General features: G+C 62.5%; 28 protein-coding genes and 1 tRNA gene. 24 read left to right on the top strand and 5 right to left on the bottom strand.

Features of this window, described 5'->3' with window-relative positions:
• Nucleotides 1–821, top strand: an 821-nt coding sequence (locus WBG56_RS08535; protein WP_424267243.1) for an FAD-binding oxidoreductase, incomplete at its 5' end; no start/stop codon positions are given.
• A 101-nt stretch (nt 822–922) separates the two neighbouring features.
• Nucleotides 923–1,267, top strand: coding sequence for a RidA family protein (locus WBG56_RS08530; RefSeq protein ID WP_424267241.1), 345 nt, complete (start codon nt 923–925; stop codon nt 1,265–1,267).
• Nucleotides 1,268–1,334: 67 nt separating this feature from the next.
• Here WBG56_RS08530 and mutM read toward each other — a convergent pair whose 3' ends face one another.
• The gene (mutM, locus tag WBG56_RS08525; protein WP_424267239.1) at nt 1,335–2,162 is read right to left on the bottom strand and encodes a bifunctional DNA-formamidopyrimidine glycosylase/DNA-(apurinic or apyrimidinic site) lyase; all 828 of its coding nucleotides are present in this window, start codon (nt 2,160–2,162) and stop codon (nt 1,335–1,337) included.
• A gap of 85 nt (nt 2,163–2,247) precedes the next feature.
• Between mutM and WBG56_RS08520 the strand changes: the two genes are divergently transcribed.
• The 12 genes from WBG56_RS08520 (at nt 2,248) to WBG56_RS08465 (ending at nt 12,372) form a co-directional block, all read left to right on the top strand.
• Complete coding sequence (locus WBG56_RS08520) at nt 2,248–4,023, top strand: tetratricopeptide repeat protein (RefSeq protein ID WP_424267237.1); 1,776 nt, start codon at nt 2,248–2,250, stop codon at nt 4,021–4,023.
• 2 nt (nt 4,024–4,025) lie between these two features.
• Nucleotides 4,026–4,595 carry an outer membrane lipoprotein LolB gene (locus WBG56_RS08515; RefSeq protein WP_424267249.1) on the top strand — a complete coding sequence of 190 codons (570 nt, stop codon included), beginning with the start codon at nt 4,026–4,028 and terminating at the stop codon, nt 4,593–4,595.
• Nucleotides 4,596–4,638: 43 nt separating this feature from the next.
• Nucleotides 4,639–5,535: a 4-(cytidine 5'-diphospho)-2-C-methyl-D-erythritol kinase gene (gene ispE / locus WBG56_RS08510; protein ID WP_424267235.1), complete on the top strand. Its 897-nt coding sequence runs from the start codon at nt 4,639–4,641 to the stop codon at nt 5,533–5,535.
• A 5-nt stretch (nt 5,536–5,540) separates the two neighbouring features.
• Nucleotides 5,541–5,617: transfer RNA gene (locus WBG56_RS08505), tRNA-Gln, on the top strand.
• Nucleotides 5,618–5,712: 95 nt separating this feature from the next.
• Nucleotides 5,713–6,663, top strand: coding sequence for a ribose-phosphate pyrophosphokinase (locus WBG56_RS08500; protein WP_424267233.1), 951 nt, complete (start codon nt 5,713–5,715; stop codon nt 6,661–6,663).
• A 96-nt stretch (nt 6,664–6,759) separates the two neighbouring features.
• On the top strand, nt 6,760–7,380 hold the full coding sequence (locus tag WBG56_RS08495; RefSeq protein WP_424267231.1) for a 50S ribosomal protein L25/general stress protein Ctc: 621 nt from the start codon (nt 6,760–6,762) through the stop codon (nt 7,378–7,380).
• A gap of 114 nt (nt 7,381–7,494) precedes the next feature.
• Nucleotides 7,495–8,091 (top strand): aminoacyl-tRNA hydrolase, encoded by a 597-nt coding sequence (pth, locus tag WBG56_RS08490; RefSeq protein ID WP_424267229.1) that lies wholly within the window; start codon nt 7,495–7,497, stop codon nt 8,089–8,091.
• A 77-nt stretch (nt 8,092–8,168) separates the two neighbouring features.
• Nucleotides 8,169–8,963, top strand: a complete 795-nt coding sequence (locus tag WBG56_RS08485) for a type II CAAX prenyl endopeptidase Rce1 family protein (protein WP_424267227.1) — start codon at nt 8,169–8,171, stop codon at nt 8,961–8,963.
• Between the two features lie 25 nt (nt 8,964–8,988).
• Complete coding sequence (locus WBG56_RS08480; RefSeq protein WP_424267225.1) at nt 8,989–9,525, top strand: isochorismatase family protein; 537 nt, start codon at nt 8,989–8,991, stop codon at nt 9,523–9,525.
• A 136-nt stretch (nt 9,526–9,661) separates the two neighbouring features.
• Nucleotides 9,662–10,753, top strand: coding sequence for a redox-regulated ATPase YchF (gene ychF, locus WBG56_RS08475; protein WP_424267223.1), 1,092 nt, complete (start codon nt 9,662–9,664; stop codon nt 10,751–10,753).
• 83 nt (nt 10,754–10,836) lie between these two features.
• A complete protein-coding gene (locus WBG56_RS08470) occupies nt 10,837–11,886 on the top strand; it encodes a DNA cytosine methyltransferase (protein WP_424267221.1) in 1,050 nt (349 codons plus the stop codon).
• A gap of 21 nt (nt 11,887–11,907) precedes the next feature.
• Nucleotides 11,908–12,372, top strand: a complete 465-nt coding sequence (locus WBG56_RS08465; protein WP_424267219.1) for a very short patch repair endonuclease — start codon at nt 11,908–11,910, stop codon at nt 12,370–12,372.
• 204 nt (nt 12,373–12,576) lie between these two features.
• Here the strand turns inward: WBG56_RS08465 and WBG56_RS08460 are convergent, their stop codons facing one another.
• Nucleotides 12,577–12,903: a hypothetical protein gene (locus WBG56_RS08460; protein ID WP_424267217.1), complete on the bottom strand. Its 327-nt coding sequence runs from the start codon at nt 12,901–12,903 to the stop codon at nt 12,577–12,579.
• 46 nt (nt 12,904–12,949) lie between these two features.
• Here WBG56_RS08460 and WBG56_RS08455 point away from each other — a divergent pair, with 46 nt between their 5' ends.
• The 6 genes from WBG56_RS08455 to WBG56_RS08430 all read left to right on the top strand — a co-directional run bounded on the left by WBG56_RS08455 (nt 12,950) and on the right by WBG56_RS08430 (nt 17,262).
• A complete protein-coding gene (locus WBG56_RS08455; protein ID WP_424267215.1) occupies nt 12,950–13,174 on the top strand; it encodes a hypothetical protein in 225 nt (74 codons plus the stop codon).
• Complete coding sequence (locus tag WBG56_RS08450) at nt 13,171–15,048, top strand: ATP-binding protein (protein WP_424267213.1); 1,878 nt, start codon at nt 13,171–13,173, stop codon at nt 15,046–15,048. The genes WBG56_RS08455 and WBG56_RS08450 overlap by 4 nt, the downstream gene beginning before the upstream one ends.
• A 21-nt stretch (nt 15,049–15,069) precedes the next feature.
• Nucleotides 15,070–15,348: a phospholipase D-like domain-containing protein gene (locus WBG56_RS08445; protein WP_424267211.1), complete on the top strand. Its 279-nt coding sequence runs from the start codon at nt 15,070–15,072 to the stop codon at nt 15,346–15,348.
• 63 nt (nt 15,349–15,411) lie between these two features.
• Nucleotides 15,412–16,248, top strand: coding sequence for a hypothetical protein (locus WBG56_RS08440; RefSeq protein WP_424267209.1), 837 nt, complete (start codon nt 15,412–15,414; stop codon nt 16,246–16,248).
• Entirely contained in the window at nt 16,241–17,002 is a 762-nt protein-coding gene (locus tag WBG56_RS08435; protein ID WP_424267207.1) for a restriction endonuclease, read from the top strand. Before WBG56_RS08440 ends, WBG56_RS08435 begins: the two co-directional genes overlap by 8 nt.
• A gap of 107 nt (nt 17,003–17,109) precedes the next feature.
• Nucleotides 17,110–17,262 carry an addiction module toxin RelE gene (locus WBG56_RS08430; RefSeq protein WP_424267205.1) on the top strand — a complete coding sequence of 51 codons (153 nt, stop codon included), beginning with the start codon at nt 17,110–17,112 and terminating at the stop codon, nt 17,260–17,262.
• Between the two features lie 588 nt (nt 17,263–17,850).
• Here WBG56_RS08430 and WBG56_RS08425 read toward each other — a convergent pair.
• A complete protein-coding gene (locus WBG56_RS08425; RefSeq protein WP_424267251.1) occupies nt 17,851–18,054 on the bottom strand; it encodes a hypothetical protein in 204 nt (67 codons plus the stop codon).
• Here WBG56_RS08425 and WBG56_RS08420 point away from each other — a divergent pair.
• The 4 genes from WBG56_RS08420 (at nt 18,019) to WBG56_RS08405 (ending at nt 21,049) form a co-directional block, all read left to right on the top strand.
• Complete coding sequence (locus WBG56_RS08420; RefSeq protein ID WP_424267247.1) at nt 18,019–18,642, top strand: ankyrin repeat domain-containing protein; 624 nt, start codon at nt 18,019–18,021, stop codon at nt 18,640–18,642. The genes WBG56_RS08425 and WBG56_RS08420 overlap by 36 nt on opposite strands.
• Nucleotides 18,643–18,673: 31 nt before the next feature.
• A complete protein-coding gene (locus WBG56_RS08415) occupies nt 18,674–19,144 on the top strand; it encodes a nucleoside deaminase (RefSeq protein WP_424267203.1) in 471 nt (156 codons plus the stop codon).
• Entirely contained in the window at nt 19,145–20,377 is a 1,233-nt protein-coding gene (locus WBG56_RS08410; RefSeq protein ID WP_424267245.1) for a cyanate transporter, read from the top strand. It abuts the gene before it with no gap.
• Between the two features lie 63 nt (nt 20,378–20,440).
• A complete protein-coding gene (locus WBG56_RS08405; RefSeq protein WP_424267201.1) occupies nt 20,441–21,049 on the top strand; it encodes a tRNA-(ms[2]io[6]A)-hydroxylase in 609 nt (202 codons plus the stop codon).
• 109 nt (nt 21,050–21,158) lie between these two features.
• On the opposite strand, the gene WBG56_RS08400 is transcribed toward WBG56_RS08405, so the two are convergent.
• Together WBG56_RS08400 and WBG56_RS08395 are read right to left on the bottom strand one after the other, a co-directional pair.
• Nucleotides 21,159–21,800 (bottom strand): trimeric intracellular cation channel family protein, encoded by a 642-nt coding sequence (locus WBG56_RS08400; protein ID WP_424267199.1) that lies wholly within the window; start codon nt 21,798–21,800, stop codon nt 21,159–21,161.
• Between the two features lie 104 nt (nt 21,801–21,904).
• Complete coding sequence (locus WBG56_RS08395; RefSeq protein WP_424267197.1) at nt 21,905–23,503, bottom strand: methyl-accepting chemotaxis protein; 1,599 nt, start codon at nt 23,501–23,503, stop codon at nt 21,905–21,907.
• Nucleotides 23,504–23,608: the final 105 nt, after the last annotated feature.

Below are 23,608 nucleotides of genomic sequence, written 5' to 3'. Positions count from 1 at the left end.
AGGGCACGCTGGGGGTGATCACGGCGGCCACGCTGAAGCTGCACCCGCTGCCGGTGGCGCGCTGCACGGCGCTGCTGGCGCTGGATTCCATCGAGTCGGCCATCGTCATGCTGGGGCGGGCCCGGGCTGGCCTGGGGGCGTCGCTGACCGGCTTTGAGCTGATGGCGGGCAACTGCCTGCAAGACGTCGTGCGCTGCTTTCCGCAACAGCGCCTGCCCTTCGAGGGCGCCTCGGCCGAACTGCCCTGGTTCGCCCTGCTGGAGCTGTCCGACAGTGAATCCGAAGCCCACGCCCGCGAACGCTTCGAGGTCGTCATCGGCGAGGCCATCGAGGCCGGCTGCGTGCAGGATGCGGTGATTGCGGAATCCATGGCGCAAAGCCATGCCCTGTGGCACCTGCGCGAAAGCATCCCCCTGGCCGAAAAGGAGTCCGGCAAGAGCATCAAGCACGACGTGTCGATTCCGGTGTCGCGCATGGCGGAATTCGTCGTGGGCACGAATGCGGCCCTGCAGGCGGCGTTTCCGGGCATCCGGCACGTGATCTTCGGGCACCTGGGCGACGGCAACCTGCACTACAACGTGGCGCGCGGGGCGGATTGGGCCGAAGGGCAGCTCTTGGCGCGCCAGGACGACGTCTATGCGCTGGTGCACCACCGGGTGCATGCCGTGGGCGGATCGATCAGCGCCGAACACGGGGTGGGGCAGTTGAAGCGCGATGCCCTGCCTGAATTCAAGGACCCGGTGGAGATGGCCCTGATGCATCGCATCAAGGCTGCCCTGGACCCGCAGGGCATCATGAATCCGGGCAAGGTCCTGAACTGAACCCGGCTGCCCGGGCAGGCGTCCGGCACCCGGGCAGCCGGGTTCGCCGCGCGGCGTCGGGTATCATGGCGCCGTTTTCAACCCACTCGGAGTTCTCCGACATGACGATTCAACGCATCGAACCCGGCAAGCGCATGAGCGGCGCCGTCGTGCATGGCAATACCGTATATCTGGCCGGCCAGACCGGAACGGGCGACGACGTCCAGGCCCAGGCGCGTTCGGCCCTGGCGAAAGTCGACGAGCTGCTGGCCAAGGCCGGCAGCCATAAATCCAAGATCCTGCAGGCCACGATCTGGCTGCGCGACATGGCCGATTTCGACGCCATGAACCCGGTCTGGGAAGCCTGGATCGACCCGGCCAATCCTCCGGCCCGCGCCACCGGCGAAGCCCGCCTGGCCAGCCCCGGCCTGAAGTTCGAAGTCATCATCGTCGCCGCCCGCGACTGATGAGCGGCGGACCGGCCCGCTGACCTGGCCGTCAGCGGGCCGGTTGCGCCGGACCCAAGCGCAGGCCTTACCGTTTCTGACAAGACGGGCAGAAATACGTGGCCCGCTGTCCCTGCACGATGCGGCGAATCGGGCTGGCGCAGCGCGGGCAAGGCTGGCCGTCGCGCTCGTAGACGGCGGCATGCAGCGTGAAATAGGCCCCCGGCGCGCCCTGGGCGTTGACGTAATCGCGCAGCGTGCTGCCGCCGGACTCCAGCGCCTGGCCCAGGGTCTGCAAAATGGCGGCGTGCAGCCGCGTGCAACCAGGCCGCGACAAGCGGCCGCCCGGGGTGCGCGGATCGATGCCCGCCAGGTACAGGGATTCGGATGCGTAGATATTGCCTACGCCGACAACGATCCGCCCGCCCAGCAGCAGTTGCTTGATGGACTGGCGGCGTCCGTGGACGCCGGCATGCAGGCTGTCGGGGGTGAAGTCGGGACCGAAGGGCTCGCAGCCCAGGCTGGCGAGCAGCGGGTGTTCGCCGATGGCGCCGGCGTCCGCCGGATGCCAGAGCACGGCGCCGAAGCGGCGCGGGTCATGCAAGAGAAAACGGGCATCGTCGAACACCCATTCCACATGGTCGTGCTTGCGCAGAGGCTCGTCCATCGGCACCCGTCTCAGGGACCCGGACATGCCCAGATGCACGATCTGGACACCCTGCTCAAACCGGATCAGCAGGTATTTTCCCCGCCGCTCGCAGGCCAGCACCCGGGTATTGCGCAGTAGATCCGGCATGTCCGGGGGAATGGGCCAGCGCAGACGGGGTTCGTGCACAATGAGTTGCCGCAGGATACGTCCGGGCATGATCGTGGCAATTCCACGACGCGTTGTTTCGACTTCTGGCAGTTCAGGCATGGCAGGGTGATAACATCCTCTTTCGATGAAGCAATTTTGCCACCAGACGCGGGCATTTCTCGCGTTGCGGCCCTGGTTACCGCCGATGAGAATCTCCGCCTCCGTATTGCCCGTGGTGTTGGCGCTGGCCGCCGCGCACGAGACGGCTTGGGCTGCCCCGCCGGTTCCTGCGCCGGCCGATTCGGTTGAAACCATCCAGTTGCGCCCGGGCGAGCCGCCCGTGGTCAGCCTGACGCCCGACCTCCTGTATCGCATCCTGGTGGCGGAATTATCCGCTCAGCAGGGACAGTATGACGATGCCGCGCAGGAATTGCTGGGCGTGGCTCGGGATACGCTGGATCCCCGCTTGGGGCAACGGGCCTTCCAGATGGCCATGTCCGGCCGCAACCTGGCGCTGGCCCTGCAGGCTGCCCGGGAATGGGCGCGACTCGACCCGGAGAACCCCGAAGCCGTCGCGGCCTCGTTGGCCCTGTCGGCGTCCAGCGGCCAGACCGACGGTCTGGCCCGCACGCTGGCGCGCCGGATCGAATCCGCCGACGACAAGGATCAGGCGGTCGTCCAGGCGGTGGGCATCGTGTCCAAGATGACGGACAAGCGCCTGGCGCTGGATGTGCTGGACAAGGCCTTGGCGGGGGTCGTCAAGACCTCGGCGTTGGCGCATCTGGCGCTGGCCGATGCGTCCTGGGCTGCGGGCGAACCCCGGCGCGCCGTGGACGAAGCCTATCGGGCCCAGGCACTGGACCCGGATTCGCCGGATGCCGCTCAGCGGGTGCTGGAATACGGCCTGCGGGTCGAGCCCCGCCAGGCCATTGGCGATACCTATGCCTATCTGGCAAAGCACCCGAATCAGCGGTCCCTGCAATTGCTGCTGGTCAGCCGCCTGACCGGGCAGGGCCAGTTCGACGAGGCCTTGAAGCTGCTGGGTTCCATGCGCAGCCAGACGCCCGAGGACTTCGACCTGCTGTATACCGAGGCCGAGGTCAATGCGCGCGCCGGCCGTTACGAGGCGGCCAAGGCGCTGCTGAATGAATACATCACCATTCAGCAACAGCGCCGCAAGGCGATCGCCGACGGCGCCACCAGCGCCCAGGCCGACGTGTCCGATGCCCGGCTGCTGCTGGTGCAGATCGCCGAGCGCCAGGGCGAACTGAAAGAAGCCATCCAGGAATTGCGCAGCATCGATGAGCCCAACCTGCGCTTTCAGGCGCAAACCCATGAGGCAGTCCTGTACGGGAAATTGGGCGATCTGGCGCGGGCCCGCGCCACCCTGGACGCCATCAAACCCGCCGACCGCCGCGAACGCACGGTCGTCGTCCTGACGCGCGCGTCGATCTACCGCGATGCCGGTCGCACGGACCAGGCCGTCGAAATCCTGAAGGCGGCGGACCTGGACATGCCCGATACGCCGGAAATCAAGTATGAACTGGGCATGCTGCTGCATCAGCAAGGCAAGACGGCTGAATTCGAATCCCTGATGCGCCGGGTGATCGCCCTGGATCCGGACAATGCCAATGCCTACAACTCGCTGGGCTATACCTACGTCGAGGACAACCGCAACCTGCCCGAGGCCCGCGACCTGCTGGAACGGGCCCTGGATCTCGATCCCGACAATGCCTACATTCTGGACAGCGTGGGCTGGTATCTGTTCCGCACCCAGGATTACCAGGGGGCGCTGGAATACCTGCGCCGGTCTTACGACCAGTTGCCGGCTGCCGACGTGGCCGCCCATCTGGGCGAAACGCTCTGGATGCTGAAGCGCCGGGATGAGGCCAAGCGCATCTGGAGCGAAGGCCGGAAGGCGGACCCCGATAACGAAGCCTTGAAGGCCACTTTGCAGCGCCTGGGAGTGACGCTGCCGTGACGATGACGCAGCGTATCGGACGGATGCTGGCGGGGCTGGGGCTGCTGCTGGCGCTGGCCGCCTGCGCCACTCCGACACGCATCGGCGGCCAGGGGCCGGCATTCGAGCGGGTCGGCCGCTTTGCCGTGAACTTGCAGCCGCTGGCGCAGCCGCCCTATGCCGCGCAGGGCGGATTTTCCTGGCGGGACGACGGGCGCGCCCTGAGACTGGACCTCAGCAATCCGCTGGGCAGCGTACTGGCGCGCATCCGGGTGGAACCCGGCGTGTCCGTCCTGGAACGGGCCGATGGCAGCCGGGAATCCGCGCCATCGCCCGACGCTTTGCTGACCCAGGTGTGGGGGCACCCGATGCCTGTGGCGGGCTTGCGCTACTGGATTCGCGGGCAGGCCGAACCCGGCGGGGTCGTCAGCGGCATCCAGCGGGATGAACGAGGCCGCCCGACGGCCCTGCGGCAAGACGGCTGGGATGTCCGCCTGTCCGACTATGACGAGCAGGGGCCGCTGCGGGTGCGCCTGTCGCGCCAGGACGATCAGGGCCAGTGGCGTCTGCAGTTGATCATGGATCGGCCTTGATGCCGTCCTCTCCGGCCGGGCCGGACATGCGGAGGCCTTGCCTGTGAGCGCGCTGTACGACGTTCCCGCGCCCGCCAAGCTGAACCTGTTCCTGCACGTGGTCGGCCGCCGGCCGGATGGCTACCATCAACTGCAGACCGTCTTTCGTTTCATCGATCTGTCCGATCGGCTGGACTTCGAGCGCACCGCCGATGGCTGCATCGAACGCGAAGGCGACGGATTGCCGGGCCTGCCCGCGGATCAGGATCTGGTCTTGCGGGCGGCGCGCAGCTTGCAGCAGGCCACGGGCGCCCGTTACGGCGCCCGCATTGCCTACCGCAAGCGGATTCCGGCGGGGGGCGGCCTGGGGGGCGGGTCCAGCGATGCGGCCACGACCCTGATGGCGCTGAACCGTCTGTGGGAAACGGGCCTGACGCGCGCTCAGTTATTGCGGCTGGCCCTGCCGTTGGGGGCCGATGTGCCGGTGTTCGTCTTTGGCCGTCCCGCATTCGCCCAGGGCGTGGGAGAGGACCTGACGGCTGTGGCCTTGCCCCCCCGGGCATATTGGATCTTGCGGCCCGGCGCCCATGTCCCGACGGCCGATGTGTTTCGGGATCCTGATTTGACAAGAGATTCGGAATCGGTAAAAATCTCGGTCTTTGCTGATTGGCAAACGGAACACAGCGGTCTATTTGGCCGCAACGATCTGGAACCTGTCGTCTGCCGGCGCCACCCGATGATTGCCCGAATCCTGGGAACAATGCGGGGAAATGGGCTGGATGCACGGATGACCGGGTCGGGTTCGTGTCTGTTTGCCGGGTTCGCCGATACCCGACAGGCTCGGGTGCAGCAGGATCGGATAATCAGTAAAATACATGACTTGCCCGATGTGGTCATCGAAGGCAGCTGGGTTTGCCAGGGGCTGGATGATCATCCACTGCGGGATTGGGTCTTGGACTGAATAGTTGGGGAATCGCCAAGCTGGTTAAGGCACCGGATTTTGATTCCGGCATGCGAAGGTTCGAATCCTTCTTCCCCAGCCACTCTTCTACATGCAGACATGCATTCCAGGCTGTTGAGTCGGCCCCACCGGGGCGCTGGTCAACAGCCTTGTCATTTGACACATTGGTTCGACACCATGGCACAAGACAGATTCATGATTTTTACCGGCACAGCCAATCCTCGTTTGGCGGTCGATGTGGTGAATCATCTGGACATGTCGCTAGGGAAAATGACCGTAGGCCGGTTTTCCGACGGCGAAGTCATGGTCGAAATCAATGAAAACGTCCGTGGCAAGGACGTGTTCGTGTTGCAGCCCACCTGTGCGCCCACCAACGACAATCTCATGGAAATCATGGTGATGGTCGATGCGTTGCGCCGCGCCTCGGCTCGCAACATCACGGCAGCCATCCCGTATTTCGGCTATGCCCGCCAGGATCGCCGGCCGCGTTCGGCCCGCGTGTCGATCTCGGCCAAGGTCGTGGCCAACATGCTTCAGTCCGTCGGCGTCGATCGCGTCATGATGATGGACCTGCACGCCGACCAGATCCAGGGTTTCTTCGACATTCCCGTGGACAACATCTACGCCGGGCCGATCCTGCTGGGCGACATCTGGAGCCGCAGCTTCCAGAACCTGGTCGTCGTGTCGCCCGATATCGGCGGGGTGGTGCGCGCGCGCGCGCTGGCCAAGCAGCTGGAATCCGATCTGGCCATCATCGACAAGCGCCGTCCGCGCGCCAACGTGTCCGAAGTCATGAACATCATCGGCGACGTCAACGGGCGCACCTGCCTGATCATGGACGACATGGTCGATACCGCCGGCACGCTGTGCAAGGCGGCCCAGGCCCTGAAGGACCGCGGCGCCGGTTCCGTCTATGCCTATTGCACCCATCCGGTGCTGTCGGGCGAAGCCGTCAAGCGCATCCAGGAATCCGCGCTCGACGAAGTCGTCGTCACCGACACCATTCCGCTGTCCGAATCCGCCCGCCAGTGCGGGAAGATCCGCCAGTTGTCCTGCGCATCCCTGCTGGGCGAAACCATTTTGCGCATCGCGACGGCCGAATCGGTCAGTTCGCTGTTCGCCGATTGATTTTTTTGATCCTCCGCTGGTCGCGGCGGGGGATTGTCTGTGCAGCTTCGGCTGCTGTTGATTGGGGCCGATACGGCCCCGCTTTTGGAGCTTTCCATGAAATTCACCGCCACTTCGCGTAGCGTCCAGGGTTCGAGTGCGAGCCGCCGCCTGCGCCGCGCCGGTCGGGTGCCCGCCATCGTTTACGGTGGCAAGTCCGGCCCGGCCAATATTGAACTCGACCACAACGAGATCTACCACGCCCTGAACAAGGAAGAATTCCACGCTTCCATCCTGGACATGGAGCTGGACGGCAAGATCGAGCCGGTGCTGGTGCGTGCCGTTCAATGGCACTCGTACAAGGCCCTGGTCCTGCACGTGGACTTCCAGCGCGTGGATGCGTCCCAGGCCGTGAACACCAAGATTCCGGTGCACTACCTGAACGCCGAGCAGAGCCCGGCCGTCAAGCTCGCCGGCCAGGTCGTCACCCACGGCCCCGCCGAACTGGACATCACCTGCCTGCCGGCCAATCTGCCCAAGTTCATCGAAGTGGACCTGAGCAACATGATCGGCGGTTCCCGCCTGCACCTGGCCGACATCACGCTGCCGATCGGCGTGAAGTACGTGCCGCATGGCGACGACGTGAATCCGTTGCTGGCCCAGGCCGCTGCGCCCAAGGGCTCGGCTGCCGATGACGCCGACGCCGCCCCGGCCGCCGACGCTCCGGCTGCTGAATAAGCCCGCTTCGCGGGTATCAGCAACCCTCCGAAACCCCCGCCCTTCGTCAGATGGGCGGGGGTTTTGACGTATGATGAGGGCCTTTTCAATGTCTCGCCGTTCCGAACCATCACGATGACCGCGCCCATCCGCCTCATTGTGGGCCTGGGCAACCCCGGTCCCGAATACGAAGCCACCCGCCACAACGCGGGCTTCTGGCTGGCGGATCATTTCGCCGATGATCTGCATGCCGGCTTCACGCTGGAAAAATCATTTTTCGCCTGGGTCGCCCGCGCGCGCCATGCCGGCCAGCCCGTCGTGCTGGCCAAACCCATCACCTTCATGAACAAGTCGGGGCAGGCCGTTGGCGCCCTGGCGCGTTTCTACAAGCTGCAGCCCGAGGAAATCCTGGTTCTGCATGATGAACTGGACCTGTTGCCGGGGGCCGTGAAATTGAAGTTCGGCGGCGGCCACGCCGGGCACAATGGCCTGCGTGATATCCAGGCGGCGCTGGGCACGCCGAAATTCTGGCGGCTGCGTATCGGGATCGGGCATCCGCGCAGTCTGGGGCTGGCGCAGTCGGTCGTCAATTTCGTGCTGCACCCGCCGCGCAACGACGATATGCCGGGCATCGACGAAGTCATCCGCCGCTGCCGGCTGGAACTGCCGGCGCTGCTGGACGGGTCGTTCGATCGGGTGACCGAACGCCTGCATCAGGGGAATCACGACTGATGGGGCCGGGCAGCCGCCCGGTCGGCCCATCCGGCGCAGGGCGCCCGGGCATCCGTCACGCATAGGAAGGTGAGCGCATGAGTCTGCCAGGGTTTTCACGTCCGCGCGGCCTGCCCACCATGGGCGAGGAAATCGTCGATTTCCTGAAATTCGTCGTACGGCCGCGGCCGGGGCCGCGTCTGCGGCCACATGGCCAGGGTCCGGGGTTGCGGGCGGATTTCGCCCTGAACGCCCCCTGGTGGCGTCTGCTGCATTGGGCCATTTTGCTGTGGCTGGTCAATATCTTCATCTTCGCCCCCCTGGCGCTGTCGGCGGCGGATGCCAGCGGCGCCCAGCATCGCCTGGACATCCACAACATTCCCTGGCTGACCGCGCTGATCTGGGCGCCCATTGTGGAGGAGCTCACCTTCCGCTATGCCTTGCGCCGTCCCGCCATGCTGTGGTGGTTCGTGCCCCTGATGGCGGCGATCCTGACGCAGGGCGCGGGGGCGGTGTCCGTCCCGATGGCGGCGGTGGCGGTGCTGCTGGCGCTGGCGCCGCTCTGGTATCCCGCTTCGCACCGCTGGCATACGGGTTGGGCCGCCAGTTGGCGCTGGCGCCGCCGGATGTCGCAGGCGTATCCGGTGTTGTTTCACGCCGCCGCGCTGGCTTTCGCGGCCGTGCATCTGTATAACTTTCGCATGACCTCGATGAATCTGGTGCTGTTGCCCTTGCTGGTGCTGCCGCAGTGGGTCACCGGCCTGGTCCTCGGGTGGACGCGGGTCAAGCGCGGCATCGGGGCGTCCATGGCGCTGCATGCGATGTTCAACGGCGGCCCCCTGTTGCTGATCGGGGCGATCCTGCATTTCGCCCCCCAGTTGGCGGCGGGTTGAGTCGAAACCAGGGAAGGAGAACCGGGTGCAAGCGCTGCTCATCATCGACATGCAAAAAGAGATGCAGCATCGGATCGATAGCGGGCGGGATCACGTCGATCCGCAAGCGCCCGCCAGGATCGCGGCGCTTGCCGCCGCTTTTCGCGCCCAGGGGCGGCCGATCATCCATGTCCGGCATCGGGACGAAGATCCGGCGTCGCCCTTCCATCCCCTGGCGCCGGGGTATCCGGCCATGCCGTGCGCGCAGGACCGGGATGGTGAGCCGGTGTTTCTCAAACGGACGTCCTCGGCGTTCGCTTCGACGGATCTCCAGGCGCATCTGCACGCCCGGGGCATCACCGATCTGGTCGTGACCGGCGCCGTCGCCGGGTTCTGCGTCAATTCCACAGTGCGCGCCGGCGCAGACCTGGGATTCCGGATGACGGTGGTTCGCGATGCGGTGCTCGGATTCGACCTGCCGTCCGATCGCCTGTCCGCCCGCACCGTTTTCGATGTGACGATGGCTTTGCTGGCAGCGGATTTCGTGGAGATCGTGGACGCGGCCTCGATACTGTCCGCGTAGCGGTGCGGGCCTCGGGGCGCGGTCGCGCCGAGGCCGTCTGTCCGCGGCAGCGCGGCGCGCCGCCAAGGGGCCGTGTCGGGCCCTGCGGGTACAATAGCGCCTTGATTTCCATCCTTCTTTTTATCTCGGAACCCCCATGGCACTGCAATGCGGCATTGTTGGCTTGCCCAACGTCGGTAAATCCACTCTGTTCAACGCCCTGACCAAAGCCGGCATCGCCGCTGAGAACTATCCGTTCTGCACGATCGAGCCCAACGTCGGCGTGGTCGAAGTCCCGGATCCCCGCCTGGCGCAGTTGGCGGCCATCGTCAACCCCGAGCGCATCGTGCCGGCCGTGGTCGAGTTCGTGGACATCGCCGGCCTGGTGGCGGGCGCATCCAAGGGCGAAGGCCTGGGCAACCAGTTCCTGGCGAACATTCGTGAAACGGATGCCATCGTGCACGTCGTGCGCTGCTTCGAAGACGAAAACGTCATCCACGTCGCCGGCCGCGTCGACCCGGTGTCCGACATCGAGGTCATCAATACCGAACTGGCGCTGGCCGACCTGGCCACGGCCGACAAGATCCTGCAGAAAAACCGCAAGCTGGCCAATTCCGGCGACAAGGAAGCCATCCGCCTGGTGGCCCTGCTGGAACGCGTGGTCGCCGCCCTGGATGCCGGCAAGTCTGTGCGCAGCCTGGGCCTGGACGAGGAAGAGCAGGCCGCCATCCGCGGCTACTGCTTCATCACCGCCAAGCGCGCCATGTACGTCGCCAACGTGCGCGACGACGGCTTCGAGAACAATCCCCACCTGAAGGCCGTGCAGGACTACGCCGCCGCCGAAAACGCCCCCGTGGTGGCCGTGTGCGCCGCCATCGAGGCCGAAATCGCCGACCTGGACGACGCCGACAAGACCGTCTTCCTGGAAGACATGGGCATGAGCGAACCCGGCCTGGATCGCGTCATCCGCGCCGGCTACCAGCTGCTGGGCCTGCAGACCTACTTCACCGCCGGCGTCAAGGAAGTCCGCGCCTGGACCGTGCACGTGGGCGCCACCGCTCCCCAGGCCGCCGGCGTCATCCACACCGACTTCGAACGCGGCTTCATCCGCGCCCAGACCATCGGCTTCGACGACTTCATCGCCTGCAAGGGCGAGCAGGGCGCCAAGGAAGCCGGGAAGATGCGGGCCGAAGGGAAGGAGTACGTGGTGAAGGATGGGGACGTGATGAATTTCCTGTTCAACGTGTGATGGCTTCTCAGAGATGAAGGGTGTAGCTTCTGGAGGCTTCGATCGTCTCATTTAGTGAGCGATGTGGAAACGGGAGTGTTGGCATGAAGAAAAAGATTGCTTGTATCGATCTATTCTGTGGTGCGGGTGGCTTGACGCATGGCTTCATCTTAGAAGGGCTTCCCGTCGTTGCAGGTATCGATCTAGATCCTGCTTGTCGCTTCCCTTATGAAGCGAATAATGATCACGCCAGGTTCATCAAGAGTGACATCAGTAGTGTGACGGTCGATGAAATCAAAGAGCTGTTCGGCGATGCTGATTTAACGGTTTTGGCTGGGTGCGCACCTTGCCAACCGTTCTCGACCTATGCCCAGCGTTATGAGTCGGATGGCATAGAAGGGAAATGGGGACTCCTTTATCATTTTGCGCGCCTTGCCGAAGGCGTGATGCCAGATGTCATCACGATGGAGAATGTGCCGACCGTCGAAAAACACAAGGTTTTTCATGACTTCAAGGATTCGCTCGAAAAGCTCGGTTATGACGTCTGGGCGAATGTCGTCGACAGCTCTCACTATGGTGTTCCGCAGATGCGCCGGCGGATGGTGCTATTGGCTTCCAGGCACGGTAGTATCCAGATGATCGAAGCCACTCACAAGAAGCTGAAAACCGTAAAACAGGCGATCGGGCGCTTGCGTCATCTCGATGCGGGTGAATCTGCCCCTAGAGACAAGCTACACGTCGCTTCGGCCCTATCGGAAAAGAATCTTCAGCGAATCAGGGCCTCCAAGCCGGGTGGTACGTGGCGGGACTGGCCTGAGCATCTCGTTGCTAAGTGTCATCGTAAAGATACGGGGCAAACCTATGCGGGTGTGTATGCACGGATGGAGTGGGGCAAACCTGCACCAACGATGACGACCCAATGCTATGGATTCGGTAATGGCCGTTTTGGCCATCCAGAGCAGGATCGGGCCATTTCTCTAAGAGAAGCTGCGATCTTGCAGAGCTTTCCTCGTCGATACACGTTCATTCCGAAGGATGGTGAGGTGAGTTTCAAGGTGCTTGGGCGGCTCATCGGTAATGCAGTGCCCGTTGATCTCGGCCGAGCCATCGCTCGTAGTATCAATCAGCACCTGGAATCAGTTGCAGTCCAATGATGGGCTGACGAGTGTTGTTCGATGCCTCGAATCGTGCCTTCGTCTTTTGCTGCTAGCCGTCGTATGGCGAAGATACGGCAAAAAGGGACAGGCGCGGAAATGGCGTTGCGGCGAGAGATGTATCGTATTGGTTTGCGCTATAGGGTCGATTATGAGGTTTTGAAGAGGCCTCACCGTGTTGCTGATGTAGTATTTCCGGGTCGGAAGATCGCTGTCTTCGTCGATGGCTGCTTCTGGCATGGGTGCCCACAGCATGCCTCGTGGCCAAAACGAAACGCGGAATTCTGGCGGGAGAAGATCGAAGCGAATCGGCGGCGTGACGCTGACACTAATGACCGGCTGCGGGCCCTCGGTTGGAGGGTGCTCCGCTTTTGGTCGCACGAGTCGCCAGTCGAAGCAGCTCAAGCTGTCGCGCGGATGTTAGCCGTGGTTGATATGGAGCCCCATGCTGTGCCAAGCAGCGTGAGCGAGAAAAATCGAAAATGAAGAGGGGGGTGGCCAATCATGGGGGACCCGAGCGAATGGCGCATTCAGAAGTATTGCGGCGATTGCCCCGAACCCGGACAACTCGTCGAGGTGCGCCGCCGTCATTGGGGGGTGGCAGAGATCAATGCTGCTGGGCTGAAAATAGAAGCTCCACAACATTGTGTGACGCTAGCGTTGATCGGCGAGGATGGTCTAGGTGACGAACTAGAAGTCGTCTGGGAGATCGAACCTAGAGCCCAAGTCATAGAGCGCGCGGGGCTGCCTTCGGTCACGGGGCAGGACGATGCGGACATCCTCGACGCCTTCCTTAATACCGTGCGCTGGGGTGCGGCCACCAACGCCGACCGTGGGTTCCTCCAAGCGCCGTTCCGCAGCGGCGTCAGCATCGAAGACTTCCAACTCGACCCGCTGGTGCGTGCCGTCGACATGGCGCGCGTCAACTTGCTCATTGCCGACGACATCGGGCTCGGCCAGACCATCGAAGCCGGCCTCGTCATTCAGAAGCTGCTGTTGCGCGATCGCGCGCACCATCCTGATCGTCTGCCTAGCGTCGCTTCAGGAGAAGTGGCGTGTCGAGATGCTGGAGAAGTTTGGCCTCGACTTCCGCGTAGTGGACACCGACTACATCAAGAAGTTGTGGCGCGAGCGCGGCATCCACGCCAATCCGTGGACATCACATTCGCGCCTCATCACGTCGATGGATTGGGCCAAGAGTGGCGAAGGCCTGCGCTCCATGCGCGATGTGACCCCGCCACACGTCGGTCACCCACGTTATCGGTTTTTTGAGGGGAAAGAAAAATGAAAAAATACCGGCTAGAAGTCGATCCACGCATCCTCGAATTGCTTGGGCCGAACCTCTACACGAACATCTACTACGTCTTGGCGGAGTTGATTGCCAATGCGTATGACGCCGACGCGAAGAATGTCTACATCATCTCCAATAAGGACGACATCCGCGTGGAAGATGATGGGCATGGCATGTCCTACGAAGCGGGTGACATCGCCAAATACCTCAACGTCGCTGGGGTATCTCGGACGACAGAAGGCGATTCACTGACGAAATCCGGCACCCGCAGGAAAATGGGGCGTAAGGGCGTTGGCAAGCTCGCGGCGCTGTCGGTATCGGAGGATGTTGATGTCCTGACGGTTGTTGATGGGGAAAAGTCGGGTTTCGTGCTGACCCGTCACCCCGAGAATGGCCATGATCTCAGGGCCATTCCAGACGATCAGATCGTATTCGAGCGCATCACTGATCACGGTTCCTCCATCATCATGCGTAACCCGCAGTATCGGCTTCACAAAACACTGGATGCGGTCAAGCGAAATCTCCTCAAGATATTCCCGCTAGTCGATGCTAATTTCCGGATACATGTCATCCGTGGCAAGGAAGAAGTGACTATCGAAGATTTCGATCGCAGCGTCATGGGGGAACTATGTGCTCTGGTGACACTTGGGGACAAGTTCAAGTCGCTGTGTGATCTAGTGCCAGACAGTCATCCGAATCGGCGGGCTGATCTGGTCACTACACAAGCGACAAAGATCATTCCCATCACCATGAAGACCAACAATGGGCAAGAGCATGAGTACTCGCTAGAAGTGCGAGGCTGGATCGGTGCTTACAGGAGCACGCGAGGAAGAAAGGCCGAGTTGACCGACTTCCCAGACAACTTCGTCTCGCTGTTTGCCAATGAAAAAATGGGTGAGTTCAACATCCTCCCTGTCGTTGGTCAAAACAAGTTGAACGAGGTCTATGTCGTTGGGCAATTGCACGTCGATTTGTTCGAACTGACGGAATTGCCAGACATGGCATTGAGCAACCGCCAGGGATACAAATCCGACGACCCGCGCTACGAGGCTGTGCGCGAGTATGTCCGAGGCGAGTTGCTCACTGACATTCTCAAGCGGCGTGAGACGTATACGGATATTGCCAACGCTGACAAGAAGAAAAAGAAAGAAGAGGAATTGCGTGGTGACGAAGCGAAATTGAGAGCAGCTGTGGATGCCTTCCGCAAGAAAGCAAGCGCAGAAGCGGTAGATGCATTGGCTACCCTCGGTGTGACGGCTTCCCGTGAAGCGATGGAGAAAGCTATTTCCGAGTCCATCAATGCGAATAGCCCAGACCTCGGGCTGAAAGTGGCAGTGGATTCACAGAAGAAGAGAATTCTCATCAGCCAGACCTATCCGGACAAACCGTTTGCCGACGTCATCCATCAGATGCTAGTTTTCAACGATGTCCCTCCCGATGACATCCTCTACACGAATTGCGACGACGAGGTGTGTCGTGTCCCGGAAGGCCGTGAGGTCTATGACTACCTTCGTGAGTTCTTCGTCGAGAGCTATTCGACCCAGAAGATTTTCGTTCTCTTCGTGACGAGCGAGAACACGAAAGTCTCGTGGGGGGCCATAACGGAGGTCGGTGCGTCTTGGATCACCAAGGTCGACCATAAGATTTTCAACATCCACCCCTTCCGGCCGGAACACCCACTCAACGACGAGGTGCAATGGCAGAGCACCAATCGGGACAAACCCAGTGGCGACCTTTGGATGATTCCACTGAATGCAGACATCTTCTGCCAGAAGATTGAGGCGACTTGCGACGCTCTGGGCTACAAGAAGAAGACCCGAGAGCAAAACAAGACGCACTTGGGAACCCTCGTTTCCATCAGAAAGGCGTGAGGCTCTAGCATTCCGTTTGACGTGATCGGCAAGATGCGGACGCTGGTTCCCACCGCGAAGCGCTACGCTTGGTGCGAACGGGCAGCCCAGTTCGCGGACGAGCGGGTTCACGCCAAGGTCGCGGTTGCCGACAGCGGAGTGTGCCTCATCACCAGCGCCAACCTGACCGGCTATGCGATGGAGCAGAATATGGAAGCTGGGGTACTTCTTACGGGCGGTCAGGTTCCAAAATTGCTATATGAGCATTTGCAAGTGTTGGTCGAATTGAAGATGGTTGTTTCTGTCCGATCTATCATTTAAAAGATCTTTCGCTATGCAGGGTGTGGCTCGTTGTAATGAGTGTAAAACATAGAACGAGGGGAAATGAGCGCACACCGTTTTCGGCTGACGAGCCTGATTCTCGTAGAGGAGCGCTTGAGAGAGGCGATCTATTTTGCTCGTGCACTCAGGCGGAAAAGCAACGCTGACATTGTTTCCTACCATCTCAACGCTTTCCTTGCGGCAGCGCGCAGTGTGACGTTCATTTTGCAAAAGGAAATGTCAAGAGTCCAAGGTTTTGATTCTTGGTGGAGTGATAGGCAGCAGGAGCTTTCACGCGATAGTGCGGCGCGCTTCTTCCTTAAGCTTCGCAATTTTTCTCAGAAAGAAGGGCGGGTTTCACTCGTAGGCACCCGGGATCCGAAACCTGGTGGTTCTCACTGGGTGTTCAGATTTGCGGGAAACTCTGATAAGGTCCCGCGGGAGCTTATTCACCGTGACGTTGATGATTGCTGCATTGAACACGTCGCGAAGCTCGCGGCCTTGGTCTTAAAGTGCTGTGAACGATTTCCTTATCACGTTTCCGCATGGCGTGCGCTGACGCCTGATGGTATCCAGGAGCTGGGGTTGTCGATACATGATATTTGTGTAGCGGCAGGGTTGCCAAAAGAATGGGCGCATGCAGATGGTGGGCCGCCAAAGGAAGTGGTTCTTCGTATTCTTCGTGAGTCGATAGACGATCTCGATTTCAGGTTTCTTCGGCGACTAGCAAATGGCAGAAGAGAAGGTCGAACCGCCGATGCGATACCGAGTGATCTCGGTGAGGACCTTTTGCAAAGGATGGTCTCTCATCTTGAGGGTCCTAGCAGGACGTTGAACATGGCAGAGGTTGCTGGCGAACTGGTGCTGACGATGCGACAGCAGTGTGAGAAGAATGAGTAAGATCAGGTCGGACTGGGAAAGATACGAACGATTGGTAGCACAGCTTGTTGCTCGACAGCTATCCACGGAATATTGTGTGACGCCAAATGCACGGGTGCGGGGAGCCATCAGCAGAAGAAAACGTCAGATTGATGTTTTGATCGATTTACGCCATGATACAGACAATAGTCGGCGCATTATCATTGATGCCAAGGCACGGGCGCGACGAATCGACGTTACTCACGTCGAGGCATTTCGTGGGCTAATGGAAGATGTGGGTGCAACCCATGGCTATCTGGTATGCCCTCAGGGGCATACTCTTGCCGCTGAGCGAAGGTCGCAAGACGCTGTATCAATCCGTCTGCTACCGCTTGACCGTTTGGAAGATTTCGACCCCTCGGCCTGGCCGGACTGTATGGTGGCAGGATGTCTGGGTGGGAAGATTTTTTGGAGCGGATATCCCTCGATAGATATGCATGCTGTTCCTTTGTATGGAAGGTCAGATGAAATGCATCGTTTGTCGTTTGTCCACTATGTAGGGAAGTGCGATCGCTGTCACCACTTTCATGTGCGGTGTATGACTTGTCGCCAGATGTTTTCGCCACCCTATGATTCCGATGATGATGACGGGCACCAGTGCCGTTGTCGGAATCCGTGGTTTTGGCTTGCGTCGATAGAGACTGACGATATGGGTCGGAAGTCGGCGGAGCTACATTGTGTCATGGCGACGCATGGGGGAGTGCGTGTTCAGACTGTGGATCGTCGCTCAATGTAATGTGCGTCTGATTAAGGGGCCATATGATGCCTAGCAACCTGGAAGCACTGAGCTCCTGCGAGCATCCAACTCTTTTGTATATCCGCAACCTGCGTATAACTTGAGCGGTGAAAGCCGTCTTCGTCGAATTGCCTGCCTTCATCCGCTACCGATCCGTCTATCTGGACGACGAAGGTTTTTTTGGCTTGCGAGCGACCATGATGAAAAACCCAGAGGCTGGCGATGTCATTGAGGGTACTGATGGCTTTCGCAAGCTGTGATACGGTGCCTCGCACCGAGACAAGGCAAGCGTGGCGGCTTGCCGGTGATCTACTACTGGTGGGATGGCGACCCGCAATTTTGGCTGTTCACCCTATACGACAAGGACGGAATGGCCGACTTGAGCTCCGACAAAAAGGAGGCGCTCAAGAGTATGTTGAACGCGGAACTGGAGGCGAGGCGATGAAAAGGCGGAACCTGTTTGCAGAAATAGCCGAGGGCTTCGACGCCTTGGCGAACGCGCGTACTGGCAAGCAGACGCTGCGCACGCACGAGGTGGAATCCACCCGGTGCCGGACGTGACTGCCAACGAGCTGCTGGTCTTGCGCGCGGCTGCATTTGTCGCGCCCTGTGTGCGCCCGTTATCTGCACACCAACCCCCTACCCTGGAAAATTGGGAACAGGGACGGGCCAAGCCCAACGCTCAAGCTGCTCTGCTGATCTGCTTGGTGGAGAAGTTTCCCGACGCAGTGGAACGGTTGGCGGTGGTGTGACGGATTTTCAGAGAATTTCCGGGTTGCCTCAAGAGGGGCGCTGTGAGGCCTCGCAAATTGACGTTTGCGAGGCCTTTTGCTTTGAGAGTCTAAGATTCATGTGATTAATGGATAGACAACATTGAGATATTTAATTTCAAAATATCCCTCTGTATCCTTATCATGGGTGCTGTCCAGACAGCATATGCCGGGCTGAAGCCCGCAGAAATCACGATGCGCCATAACCCCATTCGCAACAAACTTGTCCTGCTGACGCTTGCCATCATGCCCTTCATCGCTTCCATCGGCGCCGCCGTGCATGCTGCCCCTCTGCACGCCGCAGCGGAAAAAAACGACGCGGCCGGTATCGCCAGGCTGCTGGCCGAGGGCGCTGCCATCGATGAACGCGACGGCAGCGGGGCGACGCCGCTGCTGGTCGCGACCCATGCCAATCGGGTCGAGGCGGCCAAGGTCCTGATCGATGCCGGCGCGGACGTCAATGCCCTGGACAAGATCCACGACAGCCCGTATCTCTATGCCGGCGCCCGGGGGCACCTGGACATCCTGAAGATGACGCTGTCGCATGGAGCGGATCTGAAGAGCCTGAACCGCTACGGGGGCACGGCCTTGATCCCCGCTGCGGAACGCGGCCACGTCGAGACGGTGCGCACGCTGATCGCCGCTGGCGTGGATGTGAATCACGTCAACCGCCTGGGGTGGACTGCGCTGCTGGAGGCCATTATCCTGGGCAGCGGCGGCCAGCGGCACCAGGACATCGTGGATGCGCTGGTGAAGGGCGGCGCCGACGTCAACCTGGCGGACGGCCAGGGCGTGACGCCGCTGCAGCATGCGCGTTCCCGTCACTACGATCGGATCGAAGCGATCCTGGTGGCGGCCGGCGCGCGTTGAATACCTGAACATGGATGCAAGGAACACGATCATGAAGGACGAAACCCGCTATCTGCAGAAAGCCATCGAACTGGCGCGCGACAATATGCGCCAGGGCGGCCGCCCGTTCGGCGCGGTCGTGGTCCGGGACGGTAAAGAGATCGCTGCGGGCGTCAATGAGATCCTGGCGACGAACGATCCCACCGCCCATGCGGAATTGGTGGCCTTGCGCGCCGCCAGCCGCGCGCTCGGCTCGCCGGACCTGAGCGGCTGTGCGGTCTATGCCAGCGGGCATCCCTGTCCCATGTGCATGGCGGCGATGCGACTGTCGGGCGTGCGCCTGGTGAGATACGCCTACTCCAACGATGACGGGGCGCCGTTCGGCCTGTCCACGGCGGCGGTTTATGAAGATCTGGCCAGACCCTTCGAGCAGCAGTCCATGGACATCCGTCACGTGCCGGTGCCGGCGGACGGCCCCGAACTGTATGCCGAATGGGCGCAGGCGCGCGACAGGCAGGCGTAGATTGTGAATTCGAAGAATTCCACCTCGTCCGGGCTGCTGCTGGCGGCTGTGGCCCTGATCGCGCTCAATCTGAGGCCGTTCATCACCGGCATCGGGCCCCTGGCGGCCGATATCGGCCGCCAGACCGGATTGGACCTGAAGGGGATGGCGCTGCTGACCCTGGTGCCGATGCTTCTGATGGGGGTGTTCGCCTTTGCGGGGCCTTTCCTGCAGGCCCGCGTTGGGGAACGGCGCTCGGTCGTGGCGGCGGTCGCCCTGCTGGTCGTGGGTTCTTTTCTGCGCTTCTGGACCGCCAGCGGCTGGCAACTGGTGGGCACCGCCGCCCTGCTGGGGTTGGGCGCCGCAGTCGTGCAGGCGGTGCTGCCCGGCATCGTCAAGCGGCAGTTTCCGCGTCACGTCGGTGTCGTCATGGGCCTGTATTCCGCCATGCTGATGGGTGGCGGCGCGCTGGGCGCGCAGGCTGCGCCGTGGGTGGCGGCCGCCGGCGGCGGCAATTGGCACGTCGGTCTCGTCTGGATGGCGGTGCCGGCGGCTCTGGCGTTGGCGCTGGCGGCGCGCAGCCTGCCTCGCGACGTGCCGGTCCGGCAGGGACGGCCGGCCGTGACGGGGTATCTGCGCAGGCCGCGCGTCTGGCTGCTGATGGCGTGCTTCGGGCTGGTGAATGGCGGTTATTCAACGGCGGTGGCGTGGCTGGCGCCGTTCTACCAGGAGCATGGCTGGAGCGCTTCCGCCAGCGGCAGCCTGCTGGCCATCATGGCGGTATGTCAGGCGATGGCGGCCTTGCTGCTGCCGATGTGCGCGGGCCGTCGTGAGGATCGCCGACCCTGGCTGTGGCTCACGCTGGTCATGCAGGCGCTGGGTTTCATCGCCCTGGCGCTGTGGCCGGAAACCGCGCCGGTCTTGTGGGTGATGGTGCTGGGCGCCGGACTGGGCGGTTGTTTCGCCCTGTCGTTGATCGTGGCGCTCGATCATCTGTCCGACCCTGCCCAGGCCGGCGCGCTGTCCGCGCTGATGCAGGGCGGCGGCTTCCTGCTGGGTGCGCTGCCGCCATGGATCGTGGCCGCGCTGCGGGATGCCACCGGCAGTTTCGGCGCCGGCTGGCTGCTGCACCTGAGCTGCGTCGCCGTCGTCACGATCCTGTATTGGCGCGTTTCTCCGGCCAGCTACCCTCGCGCCATGCGGATGACGCCCTCGACGCCGGACGCGTGCCCGGCCGCCGGTCCGTCCATGTAGTCAGCCGCGCGGGGGCGCATTGACCAGCCCCGTCGCGGGATGATCTCTGGCAGAATGCGTGGCATGAATCTGCCTTCAGACCTGATCGATTTCCTGCCCTGTCCGACTCCCGATGCCTGGGTGCGGGCCGCCCTGGCGCAGCAGGACATTCTGCTGCTGGACCACCGCAACTGTGAACTGAAGGCCGCGGCCACCGCCATGAGCCTGATCGCCCGCTATGGCCAGGATGCGGAACTGTCCATGGCGCTGTCGAAATTGGCCCGGGAGGAACTCGTCCATCATGAACAGGTCCTGCGCATCCTGAAACGGCGCGGCATCGACTTGCGGCCCTTGACGGCCAGCCGCTATGCGGCGGGCCTGCGCAAGGCGGTGCGCACCCACGAGCCGGCCAAGCTGGTCGATACCCTGATCGTCGGAGCCTTCATCGAGGCGCGTTCCTGCGAGCGCTTTGCCGCGCTGGTGCCACATCTGGATGAGGAACTGGCGACCTTCTATGCTGGCCTGTTGCAGTCCGAAAGCCGTCACTATCAGGGCTACCTGCGGTTCGCGCAGCGCTTCGGCGAACCCTCTGACGTGGAACGGTCCGTCCAGCGGATCCGCCTGGTCGAACAGGAACTGATCGGGTCCCCCGACCCTGAATTCCGTTTTCACAGCGGGTGCCCCGCAGCCTGAGCCGGTGCCGTGGCGACGGAGCTGGGCGGTGTGCCAGGTTCAAGCGGGTAGGGCCGGTCCGAACCCGAGGCGTGCAACGCGTGGCGCCGCAAGTGCTGCGAGTTGCCGCTTAATGCAGGTCCCGCGTATACACGAACTTCGGCATGCTCCAGCCGAAACGCAGGGCCAGCAGGCGCAGGCTCAGGCCGATCAGCAGCGACCCGGCGACGACCAGATTGTGGTTCCAGGCCAGGGCCAGGCCGCCCAGGTACAGGGCGGCGCTGACGATCGATACCGTGGCGTACAGTTCGGCGCGAAACAGCAGGGGGATTTCGTTGCACAGCACGTCGCGCAGGACCCCGCCCACGCAGCCGGTGATCATGCCTGATACGATCGCCACGCCCCAGGGCAGGCTCAGGCCCAGGGCGATGTCCACGCCGATGATCGTGAAGACCACCAGCCCCACGGCATCCAGGAACAGGAACAGGTGGCGCAGCGAATGGGCGAAGCGGGCGATGGCGATGGTGATCAGCGCCGCGCCCCCGGTGATCAGCAGATAGTAGGGGTGAGCGATCCAGGACAGCGGGTGATGATCGAGCAGCACGTCGCGCACCGATCCGCCGCCCAGCGCCGTGATGCAGCCCAGCAGGCAGACGCCCAGCCAGTCCATTTCGCGCCGGCCGGCCGCCAGGGCGGCGGTCATGGCCTCGGCGGCGATGGCGATCAGGAACAGGATGTGCAGGAAGTCGCTGGTGATGTCGGGGGCTGGCAAGCGGGGCCTCGGGACAAGATGAAGGGCTGGCGGCGGGCGCGCGCGGCGCGGCGTCCGCCGCCAGCCCTATAGTAAGCGCTTCTGCGTCGATGCCGAAGCGGCCGCTATTGCGAGGACAGGGCGGGCGCCTGATGCTGCAATTGGAAGACTCCCACCGCCCGGTTCAGACCGTTCATCTGCTCGTTCAGGGCCTGGGCGGATTCGCCCGCCTGCACCACCAGCCCGGCGTTCTGCTGCGTGACCTGGTCCATCTGGGCGATGGCCTGGTTGATCTGTTCGATGCCGGATGCCTGTTCGCGGCTGGCCAGGGTGATTTCGCCCATGATGTCGGCCACGCGCTTCACGCTGGTGACGACTTCCGACATGGTCTGGCCCGCGCCCACCGCCAGGGTGGCGCCTGAACGGATTTTCTGCACCGTGTTGTCGATCAGGCCGCGGATTTCGTGGGCGGCGTTCGCGGAGCGTTGCGCCAGGGCGCGGACCTCGCTGGCGACCACGGCGAAGCCTTTGCCCTGTTCGCCGGCGCGGGCGGCTTCGACGGCGGCGTTCAGGGCCAGGATATTGGTCTGGAAGGCGATCGAATCGATCACCCTGATGATGTCGGACATTTTCTGCGTGGAGGCGTTGATGTCGTCCATGGTTTCGACCACCTGGGTGACGGTCTGTCCCCCTTGGGTCGCGACGTCGGATGCCGTGGCTGCCAGCGTGTTGGCCTGCTGGGCATTGGCCGCGTTGTGGCCCACCGTGCTGGTGATCTCTTCCATGCTCGCGGCGGTTTCCTGGAGCGATGCCGCCTGCTGTTCGGTGCGGGCGGACAGGTCCAGGTTGCCGGTGACGATCTGGCCGACGGATTGCGCGATCCATTCCGTGCCTTGGCGCACTTGCGCGACGGCCTGGGCGATGCCGTCGCGCATCACCAGCATGGCGTGCAGCAGGCTGTGCGTGTCGCCTTCGCGCACGGGGATCTCCACCCGCAGGTCGCCTTCCGACATCTGATGGGCGATGGCGATGACGGCGTCGGGTTCTCCCCCCAGCTGGCGCACCAGACGGCGCGACAGGATGACGCCCACGGCCAGCAGGATCAGCGCCAGCGCGCCCGCCGCCAGCGCGAATTCACCGGCCTGGCGCCAGACGATGGCGTTGACCGTATCCAGATACACCCCCGACCCCAGGATCCAGCCCCAGGGCTCGAATCCCTTGACATAGGAAACCTTGTCCACGGGCTTGTCGGCGCCCTGTTTGGGCCACAGGTAGAACACGAAGCCGTCATGAGAGGGACTGGCCTTGACCGTGTCCACGAAGGCCACGAACAGGCGCAGGCCGTTGGGGTCCTTCATGTCGGACAGATCCTGGCCGACGAGCTTGGCTGAAAACGGATGCATCAGCATGCGCGGCTGCATGTCGTTGATCCAGAAATATTCCTGGCCGCTGTAGCGCATGTCGCGGATGGCATCCATGGCTTGCTGTTTCGCCTGGGCTTCCGGGATCTTGCCTTGTTGCGCCTGGTTGTGGAAATACGTGATGACGCCATAGGCGGTCTCCACGGCCTGCCGGGCGCCGGCTTCCCGTTCGTGGAGTAGGGCGCTGCGTTCCAGCCACAGCAGGGAACCGGTCAGCACGATGATGCCGACGATGGCCAGCAGGGTGAACAGGGCAAATTTGAATGAAGTGGTGCGTGTCCAGGCAGGGCGTGCGTGCGCCATGGTGTCATCCTCAGGAGGGGCGTCGCAGAGGGCTGAAAGGGCTTCCAGGAGCAGGTGCGGTGGGCCGGGTTGTGTCGGTACCCTGGGGCGGGTTGCCGTGAAACA

Source organism: Castellaniella sp. (assembly GCF_049671645.1).
In the GTDB taxonomy this organism is placed as follows: Bacteria; Pseudomonadota; Gammaproteobacteria; order Burkholderiales; family Burkholderiaceae_B; genus Castellaniella.
Note: the sequence above shows the minus strand (reverse complement) of the source record. Positions and strands in the feature narration are given on the sequence as shown.